This window comes from Thermodesulfovibrio thiophilus DSM 17215 (genome assembly GCF_000423865.1).
In the GTDB taxonomy this organism is placed as follows: Bacteria; Nitrospirota; Thermodesulfovibrionia; order Thermodesulfovibrionales; family Thermodesulfovibrionaceae; genus Thermodesulfovibrio; species Thermodesulfovibrio thiophilus.
The window spans coordinates 209,412-234,132 of sequence record NZ_AUIU01000013.1 but is presented as its reverse complement, the minus strand read 5'-3'; the positions used below and the strand labels follow the sequence as shown (position 1 = coordinate 234,132).

The 24,721-nt window shown below is 34.1% G+C and carries 24 protein-coding genes; 10 read left to right on the top strand and 14 right to left on the bottom strand.

From position 1 onward, the window contains the following. A partial coding sequence (locus tag G581_RS0105600; protein ID WP_028844980.1) for a P-loop NTPase occupies nt 1–274 on the bottom strand: 274 nt, incomplete at its 3' end. A 211-nt stretch (nt 275–485) separates the two neighbouring features. Here G581_RS0105600 and G581_RS0105595 point away from each other — a divergent pair. From G581_RS0105595 to G581_RS0105585, 3 genes are read left to right on the top strand one after another with little or no spacing between them, the layout of a single operon-like run. Further along, nucleotides 486–1,649, top strand: coding sequence for an LL-diaminopimelate aminotransferase (locus G581_RS0105595; protein ID WP_028844979.1), 1,164 nt, complete (start codon nt 486–488; stop codon nt 1,647–1,649). After that, on the top strand, nt 1,649–2,050 hold the full coding sequence (locus G581_RS0105590; RefSeq protein WP_156875206.1) for a secondary thiamine-phosphate synthase enzyme YjbQ: 402 nt from the start codon (nt 1,649–1,651) through the stop codon (nt 2,048–2,050). Before G581_RS0105595 ends, G581_RS0105590 begins: the two co-directional genes overlap by 1 nt. After that, nucleotides 2,050–2,814, top strand: a complete 765-nt coding sequence (locus tag G581_RS0105585) for a YkgJ family cysteine cluster protein (RefSeq protein ID WP_028844977.1) — start codon at nt 2,050–2,052, stop codon at nt 2,812–2,814. The genes G581_RS0105590 and G581_RS0105585 overlap by 1 nt, the downstream gene beginning before the upstream one ends. A 15-nt stretch (nt 2,815–2,829) precedes the next feature. On the opposite strand, the gene G581_RS0105580 is transcribed toward G581_RS0105585, so the two are convergent. From G581_RS0105580 to G581_RS0105570, 3 genes are all read right to left on the bottom strand, one after another. Next, on the bottom strand, nt 2,830–3,759 hold the full coding sequence (locus G581_RS0105580) for a DUF748 domain-containing protein (RefSeq protein WP_275574442.1): 930 nt from the start codon (nt 3,757–3,759) through the stop codon (nt 2,830–2,832). Nucleotides 3,760–3,884: 125 nt separating this feature from the next. After that, on the bottom strand, nt 3,885–4,049 hold the full coding sequence (locus G581_RS12070; RefSeq protein ID WP_156875204.1) for a hypothetical protein: 165 nt from the start codon (nt 4,047–4,049) through the stop codon (nt 3,885–3,887). A 13-nt stretch (nt 4,050–4,062) separates the two neighbouring features. After that, the gene (locus G581_RS0105570; RefSeq protein WP_028844975.1) at nt 4,063–5,805 is read right to left on the bottom strand and encodes a putative sulfate exporter family transporter; all 1,743 of its coding nucleotides are present in this window, start codon (nt 5,803–5,805) and stop codon (nt 4,063–4,065) included. A 341-nt stretch (nt 5,806–6,146) separates the two neighbouring features. Between G581_RS0105570 and hisD the strand changes: the two genes are divergently transcribed. Continuing rightward, complete coding sequence (gene hisD, locus G581_RS0105565) at nt 6,147–7,421, top strand: histidinol dehydrogenase (RefSeq protein ID WP_028844974.1); 1,275 nt, start codon at nt 6,147–6,149, stop codon at nt 7,419–7,421. Here hisD and G581_RS0105560 read toward each other — a convergent pair. Then, on the bottom strand, nt 7,418–7,723 hold the full coding sequence (locus G581_RS0105560; RefSeq protein WP_028844973.1) for a hypothetical protein: 306 nt from the start codon (nt 7,721–7,723) through the stop codon (nt 7,418–7,420). The genes hisD and G581_RS0105560 overlap by 4 nt on opposite strands. Further along, nucleotides 7,720–8,037, bottom strand: a complete 318-nt coding sequence (cutA, locus tag G581_RS0105555) for a divalent-cation tolerance protein CutA (protein ID WP_028844972.1) — start codon at nt 8,035–8,037, stop codon at nt 7,720–7,722. The genes G581_RS0105560 and cutA overlap by 4 nt, the downstream gene beginning before the upstream one ends. 64 nt (nt 8,038–8,101) lie before the next feature. On the opposite strand from cutA, the gene G581_RS0105550 reads away from it, so the two are divergent. Next, nucleotides 8,102–8,389: a GYD domain-containing protein gene (locus G581_RS0105550; RefSeq protein WP_028844971.1), complete on the top strand. Its 288-nt coding sequence runs from the start codon at nt 8,102–8,104 to the stop codon at nt 8,387–8,389. Nucleotides 8,390–8,409: 20 nt separating this feature from the next. Here the strand turns inward: G581_RS0105550 and G581_RS0105545 are convergent, their stop codons facing one another. Both G581_RS0105545 and G581_RS0105540 read right to left on the bottom strand, forming a co-directional pair. Next, nucleotides 8,410–9,429, bottom strand: coding sequence for a small ribosomal subunit Rsm22 family protein (locus tag G581_RS0105545; RefSeq protein ID WP_275574441.1), 1,020 nt, complete (start codon nt 9,427–9,429; stop codon nt 8,410–8,412). A gap of 197 nt (nt 9,430–9,626) precedes the next feature. Beyond that, nucleotides 9,627–9,899 carry an HU family DNA-binding protein gene (locus G581_RS0105540; protein ID WP_028844969.1) on the bottom strand — a complete coding sequence of 91 codons (273 nt, stop codon included), beginning with the start codon at nt 9,897–9,899 and terminating at the stop codon, nt 9,627–9,629. Between the two features lie 116 nt (nt 9,900–10,015). On the opposite strand from G581_RS0105540, the gene G581_RS0105535 reads away from it, so the two are divergent. The 5 genes from G581_RS0105535 (at nt 10,016) to G581_RS0105515 (ending at nt 17,008) form a co-directional block, all read left to right on the top strand. Then, nucleotides 10,016–11,155 (top strand): metallophosphoesterase family protein, encoded by a 1,140-nt coding sequence (locus G581_RS0105535; RefSeq protein WP_028844968.1) that lies wholly within the window; start codon nt 10,016–10,018, stop codon nt 11,153–11,155. After that, nucleotides 11,142–13,187 (top strand): AAA family ATPase, encoded by a 2,046-nt coding sequence (locus G581_RS0105530; protein ID WP_028844967.1) that lies wholly within the window; start codon nt 11,142–11,144, stop codon nt 13,185–13,187. Before G581_RS0105535 ends, G581_RS0105530 begins: the two co-directional genes overlap by 14 nt. Nucleotides 13,188–13,345: 158 nt before the next feature. Continuing rightward, nucleotides 13,346–13,615, top strand: a complete 270-nt coding sequence (gene rpsO / locus G581_RS0105525) for a 30S ribosomal protein S15 (protein WP_028844966.1) — start codon at nt 13,346–13,348, stop codon at nt 13,613–13,615. 18 nt (nt 13,616–13,633) lie between these two features. Then, nucleotides 13,634–15,766, top strand: coding sequence for a polyribonucleotide nucleotidyltransferase (gene pnp, locus G581_RS0105520; RefSeq protein WP_028844965.1), 2,133 nt, complete (start codon nt 13,634–13,636; stop codon nt 15,764–15,766). Between the two features lie 48 nt (nt 15,767–15,814). Then, complete coding sequence (locus G581_RS0105515; RefSeq protein ID WP_169368388.1) at nt 15,815–17,008, top strand: M16 family metallopeptidase; 1,194 nt, start codon at nt 15,815–15,817, stop codon at nt 17,006–17,008. 47 nt (nt 17,009–17,055) lie between these two features. Here the strand turns inward: G581_RS0105515 and qmoC are convergent, their stop codons facing one another. The 6 genes from qmoC to G581_RS0105485 all read right to left on the bottom strand — a co-directional run bounded on the left by qmoC (nt 17,056) and on the right by G581_RS0105485 (nt 24,713). Next, nucleotides 17,056–18,207, bottom strand: a complete 1,152-nt coding sequence (gene qmoC, locus G581_RS0105510; RefSeq protein WP_028844963.1) for a quinone-interacting membrane-bound oxidoreductase complex subunit QmoC — start codon at nt 18,205–18,207, stop codon at nt 17,056–17,058. A gap of 13 nt (nt 18,208–18,220) precedes the next feature. After that, entirely contained in the window at nt 18,221–20,455 is a 2,235-nt protein-coding gene (locus G581_RS0105505) for an FAD-dependent oxidoreductase (RefSeq protein ID WP_028844962.1), read from the bottom strand. 3 nt (nt 20,456–20,458) lie between these two features. Then, complete coding sequence (locus G581_RS0105500; protein WP_028844961.1) at nt 20,459–21,709, bottom strand: CoB--CoM heterodisulfide reductase iron-sulfur subunit A family protein; 1,251 nt, start codon at nt 21,707–21,709, stop codon at nt 20,459–20,461. 137 nt (nt 21,710–21,846) lie between these two features. Further along, entirely contained in the window at nt 21,847–23,835 is a 1,989-nt protein-coding gene (gene aprA, locus G581_RS0105495) for an adenylyl-sulfate reductase subunit alpha (RefSeq protein ID WP_028844960.1), read from the bottom strand. Nucleotides 23,836–23,858: 23 nt separating this feature from the next. Next, nucleotides 23,859–24,287 carry an adenylyl-sulfate reductase subunit beta gene (aprB, locus tag G581_RS0105490; protein WP_028844959.1) on the bottom strand — a complete coding sequence of 143 codons (429 nt, stop codon included), beginning with the start codon at nt 24,285–24,287 and terminating at the stop codon, nt 23,859–23,861. 24 nt (nt 24,288–24,311) lie between these two features. Then, nucleotides 24,312–24,713 carry a DUF6955 family protein gene (locus G581_RS0105485; protein ID WP_028844958.1) on the bottom strand — a complete coding sequence of 134 codons (402 nt, stop codon included), beginning with the start codon at nt 24,711–24,713 and terminating at the stop codon, nt 24,312–24,314. Nucleotides 24,714–24,721: the final 8 nt, after the last annotated feature.

Below are 24,721 nucleotides of genomic sequence, written 5' to 3'. Positions count from 1 at the left end.
GTCCCATATCAGTCATTAAAGGAGAATGTCCCTGCAATCCAAGCATATTGGGTATATTCGGTCCATGAATATCAATATCAAGAAGTCCAACCTGATAACCTTTTTGTGAAAGACCAACTGCAATGTTTGTTGATACTGTGCTCTTTCCTACCCCACCTTTGCCTGAAAGAATAAGAATTTTTTTCTTAATGCCTGAAACAGTTGCTTTCAATGAAATATCCTTTTTAATTTCCTGCCTCTCATTGCACTCACAGCTGTTCTTATCCTCAGTCATTACCTTCCTCCATAAGTTTTTTTATTGCTTCAGTTACTTTGCCCTCAAAATCAATTATTGATTAATACTATTTAAAATTCGTTCTTATTAATTTAAAAAATAATAATCTTTTTTAACAAATATATGCAAAAATTTTTCATAATCTAAGATTTTTTGTAAATAGTACTAACTTTTTTGTAAACTAAAAAATAGAACACTCAGGAGGGAAACAATGCAGATTCAGTATGCTGAAAGAATAAGAACTTTACCACCCTATCTTTTTGCGGCAATTGACCAGATGAAAAGAGAAGCTCTTTCAAAAGGAGCTGATGTGATTGATTTGAGTATTGGAGACCCAGATATTCCAACACCAGCTCATATTGTTGACGCAATGAAAAAAGCTGTTGAGAATCCTGAACATCACAGATATCCAAGTTACGAAGGAATGTTTTCATACAGAAAAGCTGTATCAGACTGGTATAGACAAAGATTTAATATAGAACTTGATCCTGAAAAAGAAGTTCTATCTTTAATCGGTTCTAAAGAGGGAATTGGACATATTCCACTTGCGTTTATTGACCCTGGCGATATTGTACTTGTACCTTCTCCAGGATATCCTGTTTATCCTGTTGGAACAAAGTTTGCAGGTGGAGTTTCATATTTTATGCCCTTAAGGGAAGACAATAATTTCTTACCTGATCTTGATTCCATTCCTGAGGATGTGGCTAAAAAAGCCAAGCTTATGTTTATAAACTATCCTAACAATCCAACAGCTGCTACAGCTGATGAAAAATTTTTTAAAAAAGTCATTGAATTTGCAAAACAATACAACATAATTGTCTGTCACGATGCAGCATACTCAGAGATTTTTTACGAAGAAAAACCAGTTAGTTTTATGCAGATAGATGGAGCTAAAGAAGTGGGAGTAGAGTTTCACTCTCTTTCCAAAACTTATAACATGACTGGATGGAGAATAGGCTTTGTAGTTGGCAATAGAGAAGTTCTTGCAGGACTTGGAAAAGTAAAAACAAATCTTGATTCAGGAGTTTTTCAAGCTATTCAAGAAGCAAGCATAGTTGCTCTTCAGACCGATGATAATGTTCTGGAACAAATTAGAGATATATATAGAGAAAGAAGAGATATGTTATGTGAAGGACTAAAATCAGCAGGATTTGAAGTTAAAAAGCCCATGGCAACTTTCTATCTATGGGTGAAAGTTCCACAAAAAATAAGCTCAATTGACTTTGTAGCTCAACTTTTAAAAGAAGTTGAAGTATTATGCACACCCGGAGTTGGATTTGGCGAACATGGAGAAGGATATATCAGATTTGCTCTTACTCAATCAAAAGAACGAATCAAAGAAGCTGTAGAAAGAATAAGGAGGCTTAAACTGTGATGAAGACATTAACAGTTAAAACTTCATTAAGAGAGGAATTCATTGATATTACCGATGAAGTTGAGAATGTTGTTAAAAATTCTGGGGTTAAAAGTGGTGTCTGTTATCTCTATGTTCCTCATACAACAGCCGGAATAACAATAAACGAAGGAGCTGATATTTCCGTAAAAAAGGATATTATAAATGCTTTAAAAAAGATTGCACCATACGGAGCTGAATATCTACACATGGAAGGAAATGCGGATAGTCATATTAAAACAACTCTTGTTGGATCCTCTGTGAGTGTTTTTATTGAAGAAGAAAAACTTATTTTAGGACAATGGCAGAGCATATTTTTCTGTGAGTTTGATGGACCAAGAGCAAGAAAAATATATCTCAAAATAATTAAAGAGGAGGCTTAATGTTAAACATTAATGTAATAGCTCCTGATGAGCTAACAATTGAATCAAAATTTAAATTTCGTTGTTATCCTGGTATATCCTGTTACAAAAGTTGCTGTAAAAATATTGATATAATGCTTACACCGTATGATATTCTGAGATTAAAAAACAGATTCGATATATCATCTGGTGAATTTTTAATGAATTATACATATGTTTTTATTGAACCAAAAAGCGGTTATCCATTTGTGTTTTTAAACAAGAATAATGATGAAGAAATGACCTGTCCATTTTTATGTGAAGCTGGATGCTCAGTCTATGAAGACAGACCTGCAACGTGCAGATACTATCCAGTTGGACAGGCATCTCTTAAAAAATTTGATTTAACAGATGGGATAACTGACGAAGTTTACTTTTTTGTCAAAGAACCTCACTGCAAAGGCTTTCAAGAAGACAAAGAGTGGAGTGTAGCTGAATGGAGAAAAGATCAGGGTGTTGACCTCTATGATGATATGAACAGAGGATGGAAAGAGCTTTTCTTTAAGAAAAATCTGAAAGCTGATAAGATTGATGAAAAAAAACAGAAAGCTTTTTATACAGCATGCTATGACATTGATGCTTTCAAAAGATTTGTATTTGAGAGTAGATTTATGGATGTTTTTGATGTTCCTCAGGAACGAATTGAAAAAATGAAAAAAGACGAAGTAGAGCTTATGAATTTTGCATTTGATTATGTGAAATTTCTTCTTATGATTAAAGAAACATTGAAGCTTAAAAAAAGTTAGTTAATTTAAATTGTTTTATCTGGATTCCTTTATTAGATTTTCAATTGGATTTGTTAATGATCTGAGCAGTGAGGTAACAGTTCTGCCTATCTGCTGTGTAATCTTTTTCTGTAAAGATTCTGGTATATCATTTTTAAGATTATTCCATTTCCCCCATATCTTACAATTTAAAACTATCTCATCTTTTTCTTTTAAGAACTCTATCAGAAGCGGAGCACTCACTCCCATAAAAAATCCGCTTGACTTTATATCTAAATCTTTGAGTCTTAAAATTGAGGGTGCTTTTACATAACCTTTATTGATATTAAAGTTTGAATAAAAGCTGAGTCTTCCCCTTTTTACAGTATAACCACCCCTAATATAGGGTCTGAGTAACGTCATGTTTAAATCCTTTAAAGTTAGAGAGCCTGTAAACTTTTCATCTGAAAAATTTCCTTTAGCTTTAAGTGAAATATCTCCACGGTCAGGAAACTTTGCTGAAGCAGTAACTACTGTTTCATCTGATTTAAATAATGAGACTTTATTACTCATATTAACTGCAACATCGTATAATTTAATATTAAAGCCTTTCAGGTCATCCTGTATTATTATATTAGCGTTGGTTACCTTAAATTCTTTTATTGCAAGTTCTATAGATGATTTTTTATCTTCTTTTTGAGACGAGTTTTCCTCCTCTTTTTTAGAAAATTCAGGCAAAAGCCATTTCCCCTGTTTTGTTCTTATCAAAAAGATCGTCGAAGAATCCATCAGTATTTCTTTAATTTCAACCCGTTTTTTTAAAAGTGACAGCATATATGGTGTTAGCGTTATTGATTTTATATCAAGAAATGTTGTACCGGCAGGAGTTTTTATCACAATATCATAAGCAACAATTTTACTCCATTTGACACTTAAATATTTGATAGAAACATTAGGTCCAATAGCTTTTTCAACTTTTTGTTTAATAAAAGAATCAATGTGATAAAAAAGGCGATAAATTCTGAATGAATACTTGATTAATTTAACTTCAAAATTAACAAAATAAAATCAAACAGAGGGGGAAGGGATTATCCTTCCCCCTCTGTTTGATTTTATCCGTGAGATGCCGGAAAGAATGTATAGCTTATCCAGACCAGTACAACTAATAGGACTAAACCAAGCCCTACGCTCCAAACAATAAGTTTTTTCTCAATTGGAAGCAAGGGCTCAAACTCCATTTTTTCAAGTTCTTCCTTGAGTTTTGGTTCTTCTGCCATGATTTTCCCTCCTTTATCCTGTTATTACCGGAGGCTTGACTCCGTGGAAGAATATATAAGAAATTAACAGTCCAATCCAGAGTATGAATCCAAACAGACAGATTAAATAAACCAGAGCAAGTTTTCCAATACCCTCTTCCCAGAGTTTTCTGAAGTCAGATATTACTCCTATTGTAAAGAATGTCATCAAGAAGAATAGTACTCTCAAAGCATTAGTTCCAGATGTTGCAGTTGAAGTCTGAGCAACAATCTTCTTTGAATCTTTAATGCTTGCTTCAAGATCTTTCTTCTGAGTTTTCTTCTCTTCAATCTTCGCTGCTATAGCTGCCTGCTGGGCAGGATCAGTTACAGTAGCAAGCTGTTTTTCAATAGATACGATTTCTTTGTCTATTTTCTTTATATTAGCTTCTACAGGTGCAATTTTCGGTGCATGCTGCATTGAAATAAGAAGAATAACTATAAATGTTACTGCATAGGCAATTACAAACTTTGGAAATCTTCTCCATATTTCTCCACCGCTAACTTTTTCACCTGGTTTGCACTCAATCTTTGCACACCATATATAGGCAAGAATAAATGCCCAGATACTGATAAAGATGTCTATAAAGAGTTTAGTTGTTGATGCTGCCATTAGTAGCCAGCCTGGTTCATATTTAATTCCAGCTGCTGTTTCAGCCTTTGCTATTACAAGTGCATCAACAACAGCACCTGATGCAAAAGCTGCGCCATCTGTTTTTACTGCAAGCCCCATCCAGGCACCGGCAACCATTGGCTCTTTCCATAAAAATGCCTGAGCAAAGAAAGGAAGGAGTATAAGCTCAACAACTGCAAATATAACAACAAGAGAGCTCACCATAATAGGCACTACAGGTCTTGCCTTAATTGCTCCACCTGTTGCGATTGCTGCTGAGACACCGCATATTGAGATTCCACTTGCAAGTGGTGCTGCCCATTCTTTACTGAATTTAAACCACTTTCTCGCAATCCAGTAAACAAGAGCCCAGTAGATAAGATATGCTTCAATAATAGCACAGAGTCCTCTGAATAAAACTGCAGAGGCAAGTCCAAATGCCTGTGCTGATTTTAATCCAAGCAAAGCACCCATTAATCCTATTGCTGTTTTAATGTAAAACTCAGGTTTTAATGCTTCTCCCATAAATTTAGCAAAGCCTCTGAAGAAGTTTCCAACTATTAAACCAAGTAAAAGAGCAAAAATAAATCCACCCTCACCTGTAAGCTTAAGTGACCATGGAATATTGAATTTTTTTGCATCTGTTGCAGCAAAGTATGCATAATGTCCTATAAACCAGCATAAATAGCTTAACCAGAAAATGAAGAAGAACCCCAGATTGAATTTAACAATATTAGCTCGCATAAATACTGCAGCAATTGAAAAGATGATAGCTAGGGCAATATAGGTAAGCACCAACGATGCAAAGCCTGAAAGTCCTTTCTTTTCATAAGTATCTCCAACTTTATACTTTGTTGGATCAGCGACAGTGATGGCTTCCTCTTTTCCATCAGGTTTTTTTATAGTGATCTTATTACCATCGATTTTTGTAATCTCACCTTTTACAGACTGGTAAACCTTTCCTGTTGGAGCCATTGCCTTACTTGGGTCTGTCCATACTTTTGTACTTACAACCCAACCAAGAGGATCAATGCCGGCGTAGGATAAAAGAGAAATCAAAAAGATAATAATAGCCAACCAGAACGACAGCCAATCTTCACTAATACCCTTTTTTACTTCTTCCATAACCTAACCTCCTTTCTGGAAATTTAATAAAATTTAAATTTTTAAAATAAATTTTTAAATTTTATTCATCACCTCCTTTGTTAAGAATTGATTTTCAAAATGAGAAATTAACCGTCTAACAATTATCTTAAGCAAAACATATACCAAAGAAAAACTTATAAAATTCAATAAAATTTTTACATTTATGTTACTAATTAGTAACATAAATTATTGCAATGTGTTACTTTTTGGTAATATTACAAATAATGTATTAAAGAATTATGATTTTTTAATTTATACATAAATTTAGTATTACTTGGTACAAATTGGCAATTGTCTAATGATATCATGTATAATTTTTTATGCAAATTATAAAAAATAAAGAAGAACTTCAAAAATTCTTTAAAAAACTTCGAAAAAGAATGCCGTCATATCAGGGAATTGATGAAAAAGTAAGAAAAATTCTTAATGATATCTCTAAAAAAGGAGATAAAGCTGTAATAAAGTATACCAAACTCTTTGATAAACACGAGTTGCCATTAAAAATCCAGCCTCAAGAAATTGAGGCAAATGCAAAAAAAGTTTCTAAAGATATTATCAGTGCTCTGAATTTTGCAAAAGAGAGAATAAAAAAATTCCATGAACATCAGCTTGAGCAATCATGGCAGTATGAAGAAAAGGACATTGTTCTTGGACAGATTATAAGACCTATTGAACGAATTGGTGCTTATGTTCCAGGTGGCAAAGCATCATACCCATCAACAGTCCTTATGAATGTAATTCCAGCTCAGGTGGCAGGAGTCAAAGAAATCTCAGTATGTGTTCCAACGCCTCAAGGAGAAATAAATTCTGTAGTATGTGCAGCACTTCATCTCCTTAATATAAAAGAAGTTTACAGAATTGGAGGAGCTCAGGCAATTGGAGCCATGGCTTATGGTACAGAGACAGTTAAAAAGGTTGATAAAATCATAGGACCAGGCAATATATATGTTGCCACTGCCAAAAAAATAGTATTTGGCGAAGTCGACATTGATATGATAGCAGGACCAAGTGAAATATTGATAATTGCAGATAGAACTGCCCATGCTAATTTCATAGCAGCTGATATGCTCAGTCAGGCAGAACACGATGAAATGGCATGTAGCATTCTCATAACCACTCAGGAAGAGTTAGTTGAAGAAGTTAAAAAAGAAATAAAAAAACAGCTTCAATTACTTCCAAAATCTGAGATTGCTAACAGAGCTTTAAAAAATTATGGTGCTATCATTATAGTTAAATCATTAAAAGAAGCAGCAGAAATTGCAAATATTATAGCTCCAGAACACCTTGAAGTGATGGCTGAAAATCCAGAAAAACTTATTCCATTTCTGAAAAATGCTGGTGCAATATTTCTCGGACATTACTCAACTGAACCAATTGGAGACTATATAGCAGGTCCAAATCATACGCTGCCAACATCTGGAACAGCAAAATTTTTCTCACCACTAGGAGTTTATGACTTTCTTAAAAGAAGCTCTCTGATAAAAGTAAAGCAAAAAGGATTTAATACACTCGCTCCTTATGTTGAAAAGCTCGCTACAATTGAAGGGTTGCAGGCTCATGCAAATACAGTAAAGGTAAGGAAATCTTCTATTTAAAGATTCAAATAATTCAAAATCCTGCTTATTATTAAGTATCCTCCACATGGAATTTCGGTTTTATTTTCAGCAAAATCGCAACCATCCTCTCTGAAGTCGCATTTGGCACATAAAAAAGATAATTTTTCATTTAATACCAAATTATCATAACAACGGAGAATTTCGATTAATTCATTTAATTCTGAAGGAGTTAAAAACTTTTTTAAATAAGAATATCCACCACAATGGATCGCTTCTTTGCCTGATTTATAATAACTACAAAATTGTTTGCATATTAAAGACGTATAAACTGCCTCTTTCATCTCCAGGTAACCTCTTCAATCCATTTTAAATAGCTTTCAGAACCTTTAGTAATTTTCATTCCAATAATTTCTGGTACTGTATATGAATGAATTGAGTTTACTCTATTTGCAAGCTCTTCAAAGAGTTCATTCCTTGTTTTTACAATCATTAATACCTCGGTTTCGTCTTCAATATTGCCCTGCCATGAATATATAGAACGAACATTTTTCACAATATTAACGCATCCTGCAAGTTTCTCTTCAACTAAAGTTTTCGCTATTTTTGCTGCTTCATCCTCGCTGGGTGTCGTTATAAAAACTACGATATAATCCATTTTTTAATTATAAAAAAATTATAAAATTTTTGGTATAATGTAAAAAAATATTAGGAGGTGTAAGATGCCTTACTATGTTATTTTAAGTACACTCACAGATGAAGGCAGAGAAACATTAAAAGAAAAACCAGAAAGAGTTCTTGAGGTTAACAGAGAAATTGAAAAAATGGGTGTAAAAATAATCCAACAATATGCGGTTCTTGGTCCTTATGACTTTGTAAACATTGTAGAAGCTTCTGATAATATAACAGTTATGAAGATGTCCGTAGAGCTTGGTTCTAGAGGAACAATTCAGTTAATGACAATGCCTGCTATTGAGATAGAAACATTTATCAAAAATCTAAAAGGCTGATTTTTTAAAATATTAGAATTTTATAGATCTTCATATGGGCTATAGAGAATTGTAATTTTCGCATTAGCGGGAATTCTTATTTTGTTATTTGATAGAGTTTCTAATCTATCAATACTAAAATATGTTCCCTTCTTTATTTTAAGCCAAGGATCATGCTCTATATAATCACGCTTCAGTCGTTCAATATGGACAAGTTTTCCATCCCAGCATCCCCAAAGTTTACTTTTACCCTTTTCATTTAACAGATGGCTAGTATTTTTTATAACAATTTCATCTGCTTCAAAAGTATCTTTAATGTTTATTCCATCTTTTGTTAAAATTATATAGCTAAATTTTAGATAATTTACCTGTAATCCTTTAGCACTAAGGAAAGATAAATATGAGGGAGCACTCCATTTTCTTTCTTCATAGCACCAGTTTTTTGCCTGTAAAGCTGGGCATGGCAGATTATTCAGACATGGGCTGTATGAATAAAAGTTAAGTTCTTTTATCAATTTATCTCTGAGCATTTGAAGTCTGGAAGCTGATTTTTTGGTTCCTGGCTCTATAAGAACTAGTGTAAATTTTTCATTGTTAAAACTAAAATATTTTATAAAATTTATAAAATCCTCGTCTATAATCCCTTTATCATCTAATATTTCTCCAATGGAATTTGAAAAAATCATAATATCAGGGTTTAGCTCTTTCAGCTTAATATATGTTTTTAAATCTGATGCATCTGTTTTTAAAAATCTATATTCAATAGATAAATCTTGAGGCTTCAATGCCTGAATAATTTTTTCCCCAAGCTCTATTGCTTTTTCTTCAAGCTCAACTCCAATGTATTGAATATTGTCTGAAGAAATTATCCTGTTCTGCCATAGTTTAAAAAATGACACAACTGAGGGAGAAGGTCCACAACCTATATCTATTATTTTCAAATGTTTTTTGTGAAACATTGAAGGATGCCAAAAAAACTCTTTCATAATGCTGTATATTTTAGCCAAACTCACAGGAACAAAATAAATAAGATATCCCTTCAAAAAATCCTGGTTTGTCATGTAATCAGAAGGCCTTTTAAAATCTAGAAATGTAAAAAAATCAGAAGCTTGTAAAATCAGATTCTTTAACTGCTGTTTGGAAGGAATTTTATTATTAAAAGCAAGTTTAAAAAAAACCTTGTCAAACTCTTGCACTTTTTAATATTTATTGTAAGGGGAGAGTTCATTCTTTCCCCTTACAATAAAATTTTTCAAAATTACTTTACTGCTTCTTTCAAAGATTTGCCAGCTGTGAATTTGGGTACTTTTGTGGCGGGAATTTTGATCTCCTGACCGGTTCTTGGATTTCTTCCCTTTCTTGATTTCCTCTTGGATACATAAAAACTACCAAATCCAACCAGTGTAACTTTGTCACCTTTCTTGAGAGCTTCTTTGATAGCCTCAAGTGTGGCATCCAGTGCCTTTGCTGACTCAGCTTTTGTGAGCTCAGCCTTGCTTGCAATCTTGCTTACTAATTCTGCCTTTGTCATGACTTATTGCCTCCTTTTTTCGATAAATTAAGGATTTGATATAAACAATACCAAATTTTTTCTAGAATGTCAACTATTTTTTGTATTATTTTTTACAATCTTTTTATAATCAAATTATGAAATTCAGAGTTCTGCATATTTCCGATCTTCATTTAGGCTCACAAATAAAGGGAATAGATAGAAATAAATACTGTAGAGACGCATTATTAAAAGCCTTCAACATAATTAAAGAAAAAAATCTTGATGCAATGTTAGTTGCCGGTGATTTTTTTGAAAACGATAAAATCTATAGAGAAGACATAGAATTTTTAAACGAGCTTTTTGAATCAGTTTCTCCTAAACCAGTGGTTATTGCACCAGGAAACCATGATTTATTAGGACTTAACTGTGCATATAATGATAACTTTCTTGACATACTTAAACTAAAAAAATGGCCAGAAAATGTAAAAATTTTTAAAAAGCCTGAATTCGCATTTTTTCAGATAGATGAAAATGTGAATCTTTATGGAAAACCATGCCTGAATAGAGAAACAAAAGCTTTTAATGAAACTGTTAATCTTAATCCATCAAAAATTAATATTGCAATTCTACACGCATCAAGAGTTGATTTTAAAACTGAAAATAAGGAAATCTGGCATCCCTTTGATACAGAAGATGTTTTAAAATCTAACTTTGATTATATTGCACTGGGGCATTATCATAGTTATTCAGAGATATCAGATGATACTATTGTAAAATCTGCTTATTCAGGAAGTATGGTACCGACTTCTATATCTGAATACGGCCAACGAGGTGGGTTAATTGTTGAAATTTCAAAAGAAAGCAACAAAACAACAACCATAACAGAATTCGTAGAGTTAAGCAAGTTTTCAATTGAAAAAATCGAAATCACACCCGATCAACCTGTAGAATGGATTAAAAATATAATATCTGCTAAAACTAAAAATCGCAATCCAGACGATACTCTTTTTATTGTAAAAATCAAAGGAATGGGATATCTGAATTTAATGCACTTAAAAGATATCCTCTCTGAATATAACATTTTATTTGATACTTCTGAATTTACAAAAATTGACATCGAAAAATTGAAAGAAACTTCTCTAGAAACAACTATTGGTGCATTTATTCATGAAATGCTTAGACTTATTGATAATGCAGATGAAAAGGAAATGGAAATCCTTGAAGATGCTCTGCTTTATGGACTTGATGCTTTTGCTCAGAAGCAGATAATTCCAAAATTTTATGATGAAGATTAAAAAAATAATCATAGAAAACATAGGACCTTATAAAAATAAGGAATTTATCTTTGAACATTCCTGTAGTTTAATAGTGGATAAAAATGAAGCAGGCAAATCCATTCTTGCAAACTCTATACTTGAAGCATTATATCCTTCAAAACAACCTATTGTACAACCAGGCAATGGGAAAATTACCCTGGAAATCGAGGCTGCCCAGGATATTTATCAAATCATAAGAGACTACAGAGACTGTCATATATTAAAAAATGGAAAAGTTCTTAAATACGAGACTAAAAAGAAAGGACGAATTATAAAAAAATCACCCGGAGAAATAATTTTCAATCTTCCAAGAGAGATATTTATAAACAGTGCTTTTTTAATGCAGAAGGCTGGAATAAATATGAATGACCTCTATTCAATCACATCCTATTTAGAGGAAGCAATTGATACAGGTTTTCAGGATAGTTCAGCCTCTTTAGCACTAACAAAAATCAAAGAAAGTCTGTATGAAAGTATTCACAGTGGTGTTTTATTTCCTTTTAATACAAAAGGTAAACTTGACACAGCCATAAAAATATGGACTAATAAACTGGCTGAATGTGAAAATAAAAAATTATATCTCAATAGTTTGGTTGAAAACCAGAAAGAAATTCTTGAAAATTACGTTGCAAGCCTTTCTGAATATGAAAATATTAATTACAGACTTGCAGAGCTTGATAGTGCCTATGCTCTGTGGAAAATACAAAAAGATGATACGTGCCGTTTAGAAATTGAAAGACTTGAAAAGAGGAATGAAGAGTTAAAAAATTTTGAAAACTTGGTTTCATTTTATAAAGAATTTGAAGATTTAAAATTAGAGGAACAACAGTTTATTTATGATTATGATACTACAATTCAAGGCCTGCAAAAAGATTTAGACAATAAAAAACAAAAATCAAAAATTATAACTAGTTCATTTAAAAAATATTTCTGGTCCAATATTTCATTTGCTCTTTTTAGCATCCTAGCAGGAATTTTCATAAAAAAAATTTTTTTAGCAGGTATTGTCCTCTGCATTGTCCTTTTTATTTATCAGCTTAAACTTAGTCGTGAAAATAAAGAGTTAAATCAGGAAATAAAAGAATTACAGTTAAAAAAGGACAATCTCGACACTCAAATACATTATTTAATCTCCAGATTCAGGTCTGTATATAATCAAAATGAATTTTTTAATGTATTGAAACAAATTAGTCTTCACAAAAATGAAATTAAAGAACTTATAAAAAATTCTGAACAAATTGAAGTTTTGAAAAAGCAAATTCTCTCAGAAAATGAAAGAAATTTTTATGAATCTAAAAAAAGAAATTTTTATGAATCTAAAATTAGTCTTATGAATAAAAAATTAAATAACGAAGATATAGAAGCATATGAACAAAAAAAAGAAAGACTGCTCAGACAGAAAGATGAAATAAAGGACAGAATTCATAAATTACAAGCTGAATACGATAAAATTATGCAACATAAAAAAGAAGTTGATAAAATAGTTGACCAAATACAAGCTATTGAAAAATACTTACAAACTCTGGATAAATTCAAAAAAGCTTTACAGAAAGCTCTTGAAGTTCTTGAAAATATAACCTGGAAACAACACGAGTTCTGGGCTGAAAAATTAAATAAAAAAGCTTCACAACTTTTAATCAAAATAACAGGTAAAGCCATCGGTTTATCTTTTAATAAAGATCTCTCATTTAATGTCAAATTGCCAGAAATAGAATACCAATTATCTGAAAAAGAGATTGAACAAAAACTCAGTGGAGGAATGGTAGAACAAATATACCTGACTATCAGATTAATTCTTGCTAATATTTTAAGCAAAGAAAAAAAGATTCCTTTTATACTGGATGAACCATTTGCTCATTCAGATGATGAAAGATTTATTAAAGGCATGAATTATTTAATACAAGAGATATCTAATTCAAATCAGGTAATTATACTTAGTTGTCATCAGCATAGATTAAAACTTATTGAAGAATTAAAAAATTCTTTTTGTCTTATCTCAATAAAGAATTAAATATACAAACTTTATATAAACTTATACCTCTTCAATTCTTAATATCATTTACACTACCAAATTCAATTGCCAGTGATTTGATGTCTAAAACTTTACTAAAGGCTTAATTTTATGTTAATTTTTAGAATTAAGCCTTATAACGAAAGGTGGTGAAGATAATGGGCATTTCTCCAGAAAGAAAAAAAGAAATTATTGAAAGTTTTAAGACACATCCATCTGACACAGGTTCACCAGAAGTCCAGGTAGCCATTATTACTGAAAGAATTAACTATTTAACTGAGCATTTTAAAACACACAAAAAGGACCACCATTCAAGACGAGGACTAATTAAATTAGTTGCTCAAAGACGAAAACTTTTAAATTATCTTAAAACAATTGATAAAGAAAGATATGGAAAGCTCATTGAAAGGCTTAGTATTAGAAAATAATTGCGAAAGAGGTAGAATGTGGAAGTAGAACTTAATATTAAGGGCCAAAATCTTAGTTTACAGACAGGAATTATTGCAAGACAAACAGATGGGTCAGTTTTAGTTAAATATGGAGACACATACGTATTATGTACTGTAGTAGCAGAGAAAACTCCTAAAGAGGGATTAGATTTTATTCCATTAACAATTGACTATCAGGAAAAAGCATACTCTGCAGGAAAAATACCAGGAGGTTTTTTTAAAAGAGAAGGGAAACCAACAGATAAAGAAGTTTTAGTGTCCCGTTTAATTGACAGACCCATAAGACCTCTTTTTCCTGAAGGATTCAATTATGAGACACAGGGTATCGCATCTGTTCTTTCTTATGGAGACGAAAATATAGCGGATATTTTAAGCATCATAGGAATTTCCTCAGCTTTAACCATATCAGATATTCCATTTAATGGGCCTGTCGGAGCAATACGGGTTGGAAAAATTGAAGACGAATTTATTTTGAATCCTGATAATGAAGAATCCGAAAAAAGCACTCTTAATCTTGTAGTTGCAGGTACAGAAGAAGCTGTTACAATGGTTGAAGGTAGTGCATCGGAATGTTCTGAAGAAATTCTTGTAGAAGCCTTAAAATTCGCTCACGCTCATATAAAAAATATTATTGCTTTGCAAAAAGAACTTCAAAAGTTAGCAGGCAAATCTAAAAGAGAAATTATAAATGTTGAAGATAATAAATTTATTAAAGAAGCAATTTTAGATATAATTTCAGAAAAAGTTGAACATGCTCTTTTTATAAAAAGAAAACTTGAAAGACAACAAGCTCTTGATCAATTGCTTAATGAATGCCTGCAGAGCTTAAATACTGAGGAATTTAGTCAAAAAGTCTATGGAACTTCTAATAAAGATCTTTCTTTAGAAATTAAAAAGCAGTTTGATAAAATCATCAAACAAATCATGCGTGAAAAAATTATAAAAAATGGTATAAGGTTGGATGGCCGAAAACCTGATGAAATAAGACCTATTACATGCATGGTCGGACTCTTACCAAGAGTCCATGGTTCTGCTCTATTCACAAGAGGCGAAACACAGGCGCTAGTTGCGACAACTCTTGGGACTTCTGAAGATGAACAGAAAATAGATTCTCTTGAAGGTGAAACATTTAAAACATTTATGCTTCATTATAACTTTTTACCCTTTAGTGTTGGAGAAGTTAGATCGCTGCGAGGGCCTGGAAGAAGAGAAATTGGACATGGTTATCTTGCTGAAAGAGCTTTAAGCTCTGTAATACCTTCAAAAGAGGAATTTCCATACACTATAAGAGTTGTCTCTGATATTCTTGAATCAAATGGTTCATCCTCAATGGCTACTGTATGTGGAGCAACGCTGTCTCTTATGGATGCTGGAGTTCCTATAAAAGCACCTGTTGCAGGTGTAGCAATGGGATTAATTAAAGAGAATGAAAAGATTCTAGTTCTTACTGATATTCTTGGGATGGAAGATCATTATGGTGATATGGATTTTAAGGTTGCAGGAACTGAAAACGGTATTACCGCTTTTCAAATGGATATAAAAATTTCAGGAATTAATTATGAAATTTTTAAACATGCTCTAGAACAGGCTAAACAGGCAAGATTGTTCATACTTAAAAAGATGTCTGAGACTATTTCAGAGCCCAAAAAAGAACTTTCTTCTCATGCTCCAAGAATATACACAATAAAAGTTAAGCCAGAAAAAATCAGAGATATAATCGGTACTGGAGGCAAAGTAATAAAAAGTATTATAGAAGAAACAGGCGTTAAAATTGATATCGAAGACAAAGAAGGCATTGTTAAAATAGCCTCACCTGATGAAGCTTCTGCTGAGAAAGCTATTGAAATCATTAAAGGTATCACTCAGGAAGCTGAGCCTGGTAAAATCTATATGGGAAGAGTAACAAGAATAGTTGACTTTGGGGCTTTTGTGGAAATTCTACCAGGAGTTGAAGGACTTTTACATATATCTCAAATTGCTGATAAAAGAATTCAAAAAGTATCAGAAATATTGAAAATTGGAGACCAAATTCCTGTTAAGGTTATTGAGATAGACGAGCTTGGTAGAACTAGGCTTAGCAGAAAAGAAGCTTTAAGAGAAATCGAAGGCAGAACTGTTACAAAAAAATAATTTTTAATGTCAAAAAAAGTTTATCTTTCCTTTAATACACCTGTAATAATGAAAAAAATTAATTATTACAGGTCGTTTGTTCTTGGAATTTGGATAAAATATGGCACCAGATATGAAAGCGCTTCACGGAGTGGGTTGTCACATTTTATAGAGCATCTCTTATTTCAGGGAACTTCAAATAGAACTGCTCAGAGTATATCACTTGAAATTGATAATATGGGAGGAGATATAAACGCTTTCACCTCAAGGGAGTTTACTTCCCTTTATATTAAAGTACTTGATACCTGCATTCCTGAGGCAATAGAACTTATCGGCGATCTTTATTCAAATTCTCTATTTCCTGAACAGGAAATAGAAAAAGAACGGTCTGTGATCTGCGATGAAATAAGAACAGTATATGATACCCCTGAAGAATTAGTACATGACATTTTTATGGAAAATGCATTCCCTTGCGGATTAGGACAACCAATTCTTGGTAGAGAAACAACAGTTTCAAAAATAACCAGAAGAGAAATTGTAAACTGTTATAGAAATTTTTATGGAACAAACAATTGCATTATAACCTGTGCGGGTAATTTTGACGAAAAGCAGATCATTGAAAGTCTTGAAAGAAATATCACTCCAAAAACTTCAAAGCAAACCTCAATAAATAAAAAGGCTAAGTTTTGTCCTTCTGTAAAAATATATGAAAAGGATTTAAATGAAACTCATCTTTGTATGGGTATTGAAACTTTTCCTTTTAAAAATCCTAAAAGATATGCTTTAACATTGCTTAACTTAATTATTGGTGGAAGTGTGAGTTCAAGATTATTTCAAGAAATAAGAGAAAAAAGAGGATGGGTTTATAATATTTACTCTTTTGTTTCGTTTTATTATGATACTGGTTTGTTTGGTATTTATACCGCATGTGCACTTGATAAAATAAATCAAATAATACAGCTGATCAATATAATACTTCAAAATATTCCGGAAAATTTAAAACAAGAAGAAGTCAATCGAGCTAAAGCTCAGATAATATCACAGCTTCTTTTTTCAACAGAATCACCGAGTTCTATAATGCAAAACTTAGCCTATGAGGAACTATATCTCGGACAACCTTATTGTATTGAGGAACAGATAAAACAGTTTCAGTCAGTTTCATATGAAGAAGTTAAAGATATTGCCTCCATGCTAAAAGAAAAAGAATTTTCAATAACTGTTCTCGGGCCTGTTTCTGAAAAGGAAGTTTATACTATAAAATAAAAATTTTTAAAGGGCGGTTTTTTTATCCGCCCTTTAAATTATGCTTTTTATGCTGCCTCTTCCTGTTTAATAGATTGTTCTCTCATTGCAGCTCTGGCAAAAACCATTGCTGTTGCTCTATATACCATGTGAGCCATTTTTGAATGAGGTGCATAGGCAAAAAGAGCAAAGACAAATACAAGATGAGCAATATAAGATGCGTAACCGAGTGTCTCTACTTCTGCTAATCTTAAAAGCTCTGCAAGAAATCCTGTTATACCCACTACCGCAATTATTGTAATCAATAACCAGTCAAAATAACTTCCCATGCCCTGTTTTACAGCATTTTTAGCTCTGTTTGCAATCACAAGAAATATACCTATAATTAAGGCTATTCCACTTATATTTCCAATAATTTTTACAATGTTTGTCTGCGGATAAGGAGATTCCCATTGAAGAACCCATTCATAAAAAAATGCGATACTGGTAGTTATTGCAAGTCCAATAAAAGAATAGAAAACAAGCATATGAGCTGAGTATCGTCCCTTATTTACACTACAGAGCTGAAACTTCTTGTGTAACAGTATATCTTTAACTGTCTCATAAATGCAGCCGTATATATCCTTTCGTTTAATCTCCATGCCAGATGTCAGGTCAAGCCAGTATCGTTTAACTCCATAGTAAAAGCAAATTATGGCAAAAGCAGCAATCAGCATAAATGGACCATCTATCCAAGGAACAGCTGGTAAGAAAGCAACATATGACATCTCACCATTTTCATCTCTTGGAATTTCAACTCCACTAAAATATCCAAGAATAGCCATTTCTCCAAAGAACAGTAATAGAGGTATTAGAAAAATAAGAAGCAGATATTTGGGTTCAGAGACCCATTTAGCAAGAAAACTTGGAGGTGAATAGTTTTTTATCATTAGTTTTCTTACAGCACCTAAAACCTCACCAGGCTTTGCACCTCTTGGACAATAAGCTGTACAGTCACCACAATGATGACAGAGCCATATATCAGGATTTTTAAAGAGTTTTTCCTTAATGCCCCACTGAGCATAAAGCATCTCTTTTCTCGGAAAAGGTGCTTTATCAGGCGTAAGATTACATACAACAGTGCATGTTGAACATTGATAACATTTTTTTAATGATTCTCCACCTGATTTTATCACTTCTTTTGCAAAAGTCAAATCTGGTTTTACAATTTCGTCTGCCATATATTCTCCCTCCTTAGAAGCCCTTAAATGGATTTGGACCTATTTCTCTTATTTTATCCATAAACTCATTTATAATAGTTGGAATTCTCCAGTACTCATCAATTGCTACCTCATACATCTGTACTCTATCGGATTCAAGCTGAAGTCTGTCAAGTGTCTCTTGAACCTTGCTCAGTCTGTATTTTGCAAGCTCGCTACCTTTTGCAAAGTGACACTGATAGTTTTCACCAAACTTACATCCCAGAAGAATCATTCCATCTACACCTCTTGAAAGAGCATCTGCAATCCAGACAAGGTTCATTGAACCAAGACATCTTAGCTGAATAAATCTGACTGCAGGGTCAAGAGTAAGCCTGTGCAAAGCCGCTGTTTCTGTAGCAGGAAATGCATCATTTTCACAGCATGCAACTATAATACGAGGTCTATCATCTTCACTTGGCACAGAAACGCTTTTCATCATTGTTCCAATCATATCAACACTATAGTCTTTGAATGAAACAATTCTTTCTGGACATGCACCCATACAGGTTCCGCATCTCCGACATCTGTTTGGTTTGTAGTAAGGAATACCCTTTTCATCCTCATCAATTGCTCCAAATGGACATTCTTCTGTACAGCGTTTACATGCTGTACACTTTGTAAGATTCGGTTCAGGAAATGAAGTATCCCATGCTCTTGGATGAACAGCCATTCCCTTTGCAACATGTTCTATGCACTGCATTGCTTTTAAGGCAGCTCCTCTAGCATCTTCCTCTGCTTCTGCCATATTCATCGGTTGACGAACAGGGCCAACAGCATATATACCGGTTCTACGTGTTTCATACTGGAAACAGATAAAATTGGAATCAACAAAACCAAAACCACCATCTAAAACAGGAAGCTCTGGTCCCTGACGATAACTTAAATTTAGAATAAACTCAGGTTTTTTGGTTGATTCAATATATTTTATTCTGGCTTCATCTCCTTTTGATGCAGCCTCCTGAAGTCCTGTCAGATAATCCTGTGGGTCCTTTGTTGTCGGAACCATTCCTGTCGCAAGAACTACCATTTCAGCTTCTATTTCAGCTTTAGAACCTAATAGAGAGTCTTCTACAGTAACCACAAGTTTATCATATTCCTCTCTTATTCCTGTAACTTCTCCTTTTGCAAGCATGATTCCCGGCGTATTTTGAGCTTCCATATAGTAATATTCTAGCTTTCCAGGTGTTCTCATATCCTTGTATATAACCATTGCTGTTGCATCTGGATTTCCGTCAGTTACATATCTTGCCTGCTTGAGAGTAGTTGCACAACACATTCCCGAACAGTAAGGCAAATGTTCAGGATCTCTCTGCCCTGCACACTGAACAAAAAGAACTGTTTTGACAACTCTTTCATCAGAAGGTCTTTTGATTATACCGTTATTTTTCTTAACAATTTCTTCAAAATCAAAGTTGGTAACAACATCTTTAAATTTTCCATATCCATATTTTTTACCGAGTTTCTTGGCATCGTAAGGTTTCCATCCTGTAGCCTGAATTATAGCACCAATTTTAATAGTCTCCTGAGAACCGTTGGTTGAAATTGTTACATCAAAGTCACCTGGCTGTCCATCTATCTTTTCAATCTTTGAAGATGTATAAACTTTGATTTTTGCATTTGATGTAACCTCATTAATAAGTGGCTCAAGATTCACCTCTCCAAGAACCCCATGTGTAAAATCATCTGTTGGAACTCTTCTGTAAAGCTTGCTTGCAAATCCTCCAAGTTCTGCTTCTTTTTCCACTAAAACTACATCATATCCAGCTTTTGCAGCCTCCAAAGCTGCAGTCAATCCAGATATTCCACCACCAACCACAAGAATGGACTTAGATATTTCAATAATATACGGCTCTGGAATTTCTCCTTTTTGGGCTTTTATAACACCTAATCTAACATAGTCTTCTGCAGCAAGTTGCTTTTCCTCTGGAGCCTCAATTGTCCATACAGCAAGCTCTCTTAGTGGAACTCTTTCAATAAAACATCCGGGGAAATTAAACTCATAGGTTTTGACTCTTGGAGAGCATCCCGCAATTACAATAGAGTTAACTCCCTGCTCGGCAATATCTTTTTTAATAAGCTCAATACCTTCATTGTTGCACAGAACATCGCTTATTGCTACAACTGGAACTCTTAATGCGTTTTTCCCTATATTTTTTATTTTTTCAACATCAATTGACTCACCAATACCACAGCCTTTGCAGATATATAGACCTATTTTCTTTTCCATGTCTTACCTCCTTACTCCAGTCTGAATAGCCTTGAGGGCTGCAGATGTAGAATCTTTACCACAACCTGCTACATCCATGGGAGCTTTAGCACAGCCTGCAGAATATATTCCCTCAGCATCAACAACAAATCCATCTACAGCATACTTAACTCCCGGAACTTTAAAGTCAAAGCTCTCTGGTTGCATTCCTGTTGCAAGAACCACCATATCTACTTTTTGTCGTATTTTCTCGCCATTTAAAATATCCTCAGCAATTACAATAACATCATCAGAGTCCGAATCCTGCTCAATCCCTGCAACCTTACCCTTTATGAAATTTACTCCGCTTAGTTCCTTTACCTGATTGTAAAATTTTTCATATTTACCCGGAGTTCTTATATCAATATAAAAAATATTCACTTCTGCATCAGGATTCTGTTCTTTGAGATAAAGTGTATGTTTCAATGAAGCAAGGCAACATATATACGAACAGAATGGAAGATGATTTTCATCCCTTGAACCTGCACACTGAACAAAAGCCACATTTTCAACAGATTTTCCATCAGAGGGTCTTAAAATCTGTCCATTTGTGGGCCCATTCTTCGCAGCTATCCTTTCAAACATCATATTAGTTATGACATTTTTAACTTTACCAAAATTAAGATTGTCTATTTTTGATGCATCGTAAGGTTTCCATCCTGTAGCCACTACTATTGAAGTAACCTTAACCTCAACAGTTTCAGGTTGCATATTAAAATCAATAGCATTATATTTACAGGCGTTTAAACATGGTGCAGGGCAGTCTTTTGGACATGACTTTCTATCAATAACATATTTAAGCGGAAATGCCTGCTCAAATGGTAGATAAATTGCTTTTGATTTATTCAATCCGAAGTTGAAATCACAGTTTCTTTCAACCGGGCAGGCTTCAGAACAGGCGTTACATGCTGTGCAGTTCTCATTTACATAACGAGGATTGATTTTTATTTTTACTGTATAATCTCCAGGCACACCAGAGATTGAATCAACCTCAGACATAGTATAAAAAGTAAAAAGAGGATTTACTTTTATACGACGAAAATTGATTTCAAGACCACACATTGGCGGACAAATCTTTGGAAAATATTTATTTAACTGCGCAACTCTGCCACCCAGATAAGGATTTTTTTCAACTACAATCACTTCTGCTCCTGTCTCAGCAGCTTCTATTCCGGCAGTTAAACCACTAAATCCTCCGCCAATTACCAAGATTCGATTTGGATTTTCACCACTCATGCTCAGCCTCCTTCATGTATTGGATTCTTAAACACAAAAATTCGTAATACAGATTATACTGCATTACGAATTTTATTATCATCTGTTTGCAATCTTTTAAATTAAGGGAGGGGTATATACCCCTCCCTAATCAAGTATTAGTCTGGAAATATCTGAACGTATGGAACCTTCTTAAGCGTGAATGTATCTGATGCTGGATCATAAACTGAGTTAACAAAAGCACGCCAGTTGTTATCATCAACAAAATCATAATCTCCTCTGTAGTAATATCCAGGATAACGGGATTCTTCTCTAAAGAGGATATGTCTTGCATGAGCTTCAAGTGAGAGTGTTCTATGAACATTCTCCCAGCAACGAAGAAGTTCATGTAAGTTTGATGCAGCAAGTCTTAAAGCATCTTCTTTAAGGAATTGAAGTTTATTTAATCCTTCTGCAATCATAGTCTTAGATGTCATATACCAAGTTCCACATCCACCAAAGTATTCATCAGCAATCTTCTGAAGTCTTGCCTGATACATGTCAGGTCTGATGTAGTATGGATTGACCTTAGGATCAACTGAGTAGGTCTTATACTTTTCATAAAGCTCAAACGGCAGATAAAGTTCTGCTGCAAGAGCATTTGGATCCTCAGCTATTGCTGGTGAATATCCAGCGTTATCAAGAATGAACGCAATTGCCGCTTTTGCTGCAATTCTTCCTTCTGCATGAGAACCAGATGAAAATTTATGACCAGATGCACCTACAATATCCCCTGCCATAAATAAACCTTTTACAGTGCTCATTCTATTGTAACCCCAGAACCACTCAGCCGGTGTTCCAGGTATATCACCAGGTCCACTTACCCAGAATCCTGCACAACCTGAATGTGAGCCGAGCAAATAAGGCTCTGTTGGCATAATCTCAGATGGAACCTTATCTGGTTCTACATTATAAGCTGCCCAGAGGCCTGCCTGACCAATACACATATCAAGGAAGTCTTCCCATGCTTCTGCTTCAAGGTGTTTAAGTCTCTTGGCATCCATCTGTTTTGCAAGTTCTTGCATTGCAATATGAGTATTCATCATGATTGGACCCTTACCTTCTTTCATACTTTGCATCATAAGATGATTTCTGATAGAAGTTCCAAGTGCCTCTGCCCATTTACCATATTTCTGGACAGCGTCTTTAAACTCCTTAGTATCTTTTGAACAGTAGTCTTCTCCAAGTGAATTTGTTGCCTTTGCTTTAAAGAAAAGGAACCAAGCACCAACTGGGCCATATCCATCCTTAAATCTTGCAGGAACGAATCTGTTTTCCATCATGGTCATTTCAGCACCAACCATTATGCCGAGATAGTATCCAGAACCGGAATTCCATACTGGATACCATGCTCTACCCTGACCTTCACGGGATGACCTTGGTCTGAATACATTAACTGCACCACCACAGGCTGCAAGAATTGCTTTAGCTTTAAAGAGATAAATTTTATTTTCTCTTACGCTAAAACCAATTGCACCTGCAACTCTATTTGGTTCTTTTGCATCTTTAAGAAGTTTAACTATGAATACTCTTTCATAAAGATTCTGAGCCTGACCCGTTGCCTTTCTGTTGAACTCTAAGGCCGCTTTGGCGGCTTCAGCCACTATTACTTTATAGGATTCTCCATTAATCATTATCTGCCATTTTCCAGAACGACATGGAACTCCACCTTCTTTAAGTGAAGGCTTGCCTGCATCTCTTGCCTGAAATCCATCAAGTGAAAATCCATCATCACCTTTTTTCCATATTGGAAGTCCCCACTCTTCAAATAAATGGACAGAATCATCAACATGTCTTCCAAGGTCGTATACAAGGTCTTCACGGATAATTCCCATCAGGTCTGCACGGACATATTTAACATAGTCAACAACTTTGTTTTCACCAATATAAGTGTTAATAGCACTCAAACCCATTGCCACAGCACCGGAACGATCCATTGCGGCTTTATCAACAAGTGTCACTTTAATGCCTTTTGGTGTTGCCCATCTTGCAGCTTCATATGCAGCACCACAAGCAGACATTCCACCACCGATAATTAGAAAATCAGTTTCGACCTCAACAACATCAGGTCTCTGACAGTATGAAAATGTACAAGTCTCTTTTTCCATGTTATACCTCCTTTACTCTATTTTTATTCTTTTCTAACTTCATAATTAAAGAAGCCAGGGTTTTTAACTTTTCCGAAATCAGGATCAGGAAGTCCTGCGAAAATATTGTCAGCAGTCCAGTAACCTTCCGGTGTTGTTCTGATTGGGAACTTAAATCTTTTCAGAGAGCCATTTCTGAATTTAATTGTCCACATAATTGCATCCTGACCTCTCATTGGAATAACACTTGCTCCCAGAGGGCAGAAGTCTGCATAACCTCTAATTTCAATTGCCTGCTGTGGACAAATCTTAACACAGTTGTAACATTCCCAACACTGGTCTGGTTCCTGATTGAAAGCTTTCATTTTTTCTCTGTCCAATACCATCAAGTCATTGGGGCAGATGTACTGGCATGCGGTTTTGTCCTGGGCTTTGCAACCGTCACACTTTTCAGTAATTACAAAACTTGGCATAGCTTAACCTCCTTTTATTTTTTATTATGCTGGTTTTTGTACTGGATTCTTCTGTAATTCCAGCACATCACTTATATCAACATCAGGAATCGGAAGCTCTTTATCTTCCTTAGCAACTTCATCCTTAATTGAAGCAACATCAGCAATTGCTTTTTCAAGAACTTCAGGAGTTAAAGCTTTTAACTCCAATATTTTCTTAAAAACCAATCTCTTAAATGCAGCTGGAGTTTCTTCGATAAATCCTCTTGCATCAAACCTTGCTTTACTGAATTGTTCAATAACTTTTTGTCCAAGTTCGTCAGGAACTTCAATAACAACACGTTTTAATGCTCCTCCAAATATAGGTTCGACTTTTTCTTCAATAGGTGTTCCCTTTATTGCCGCCAGTCTTTTTTCATCAATTATTACACCAAAAAACTTAGCCATTACTTACC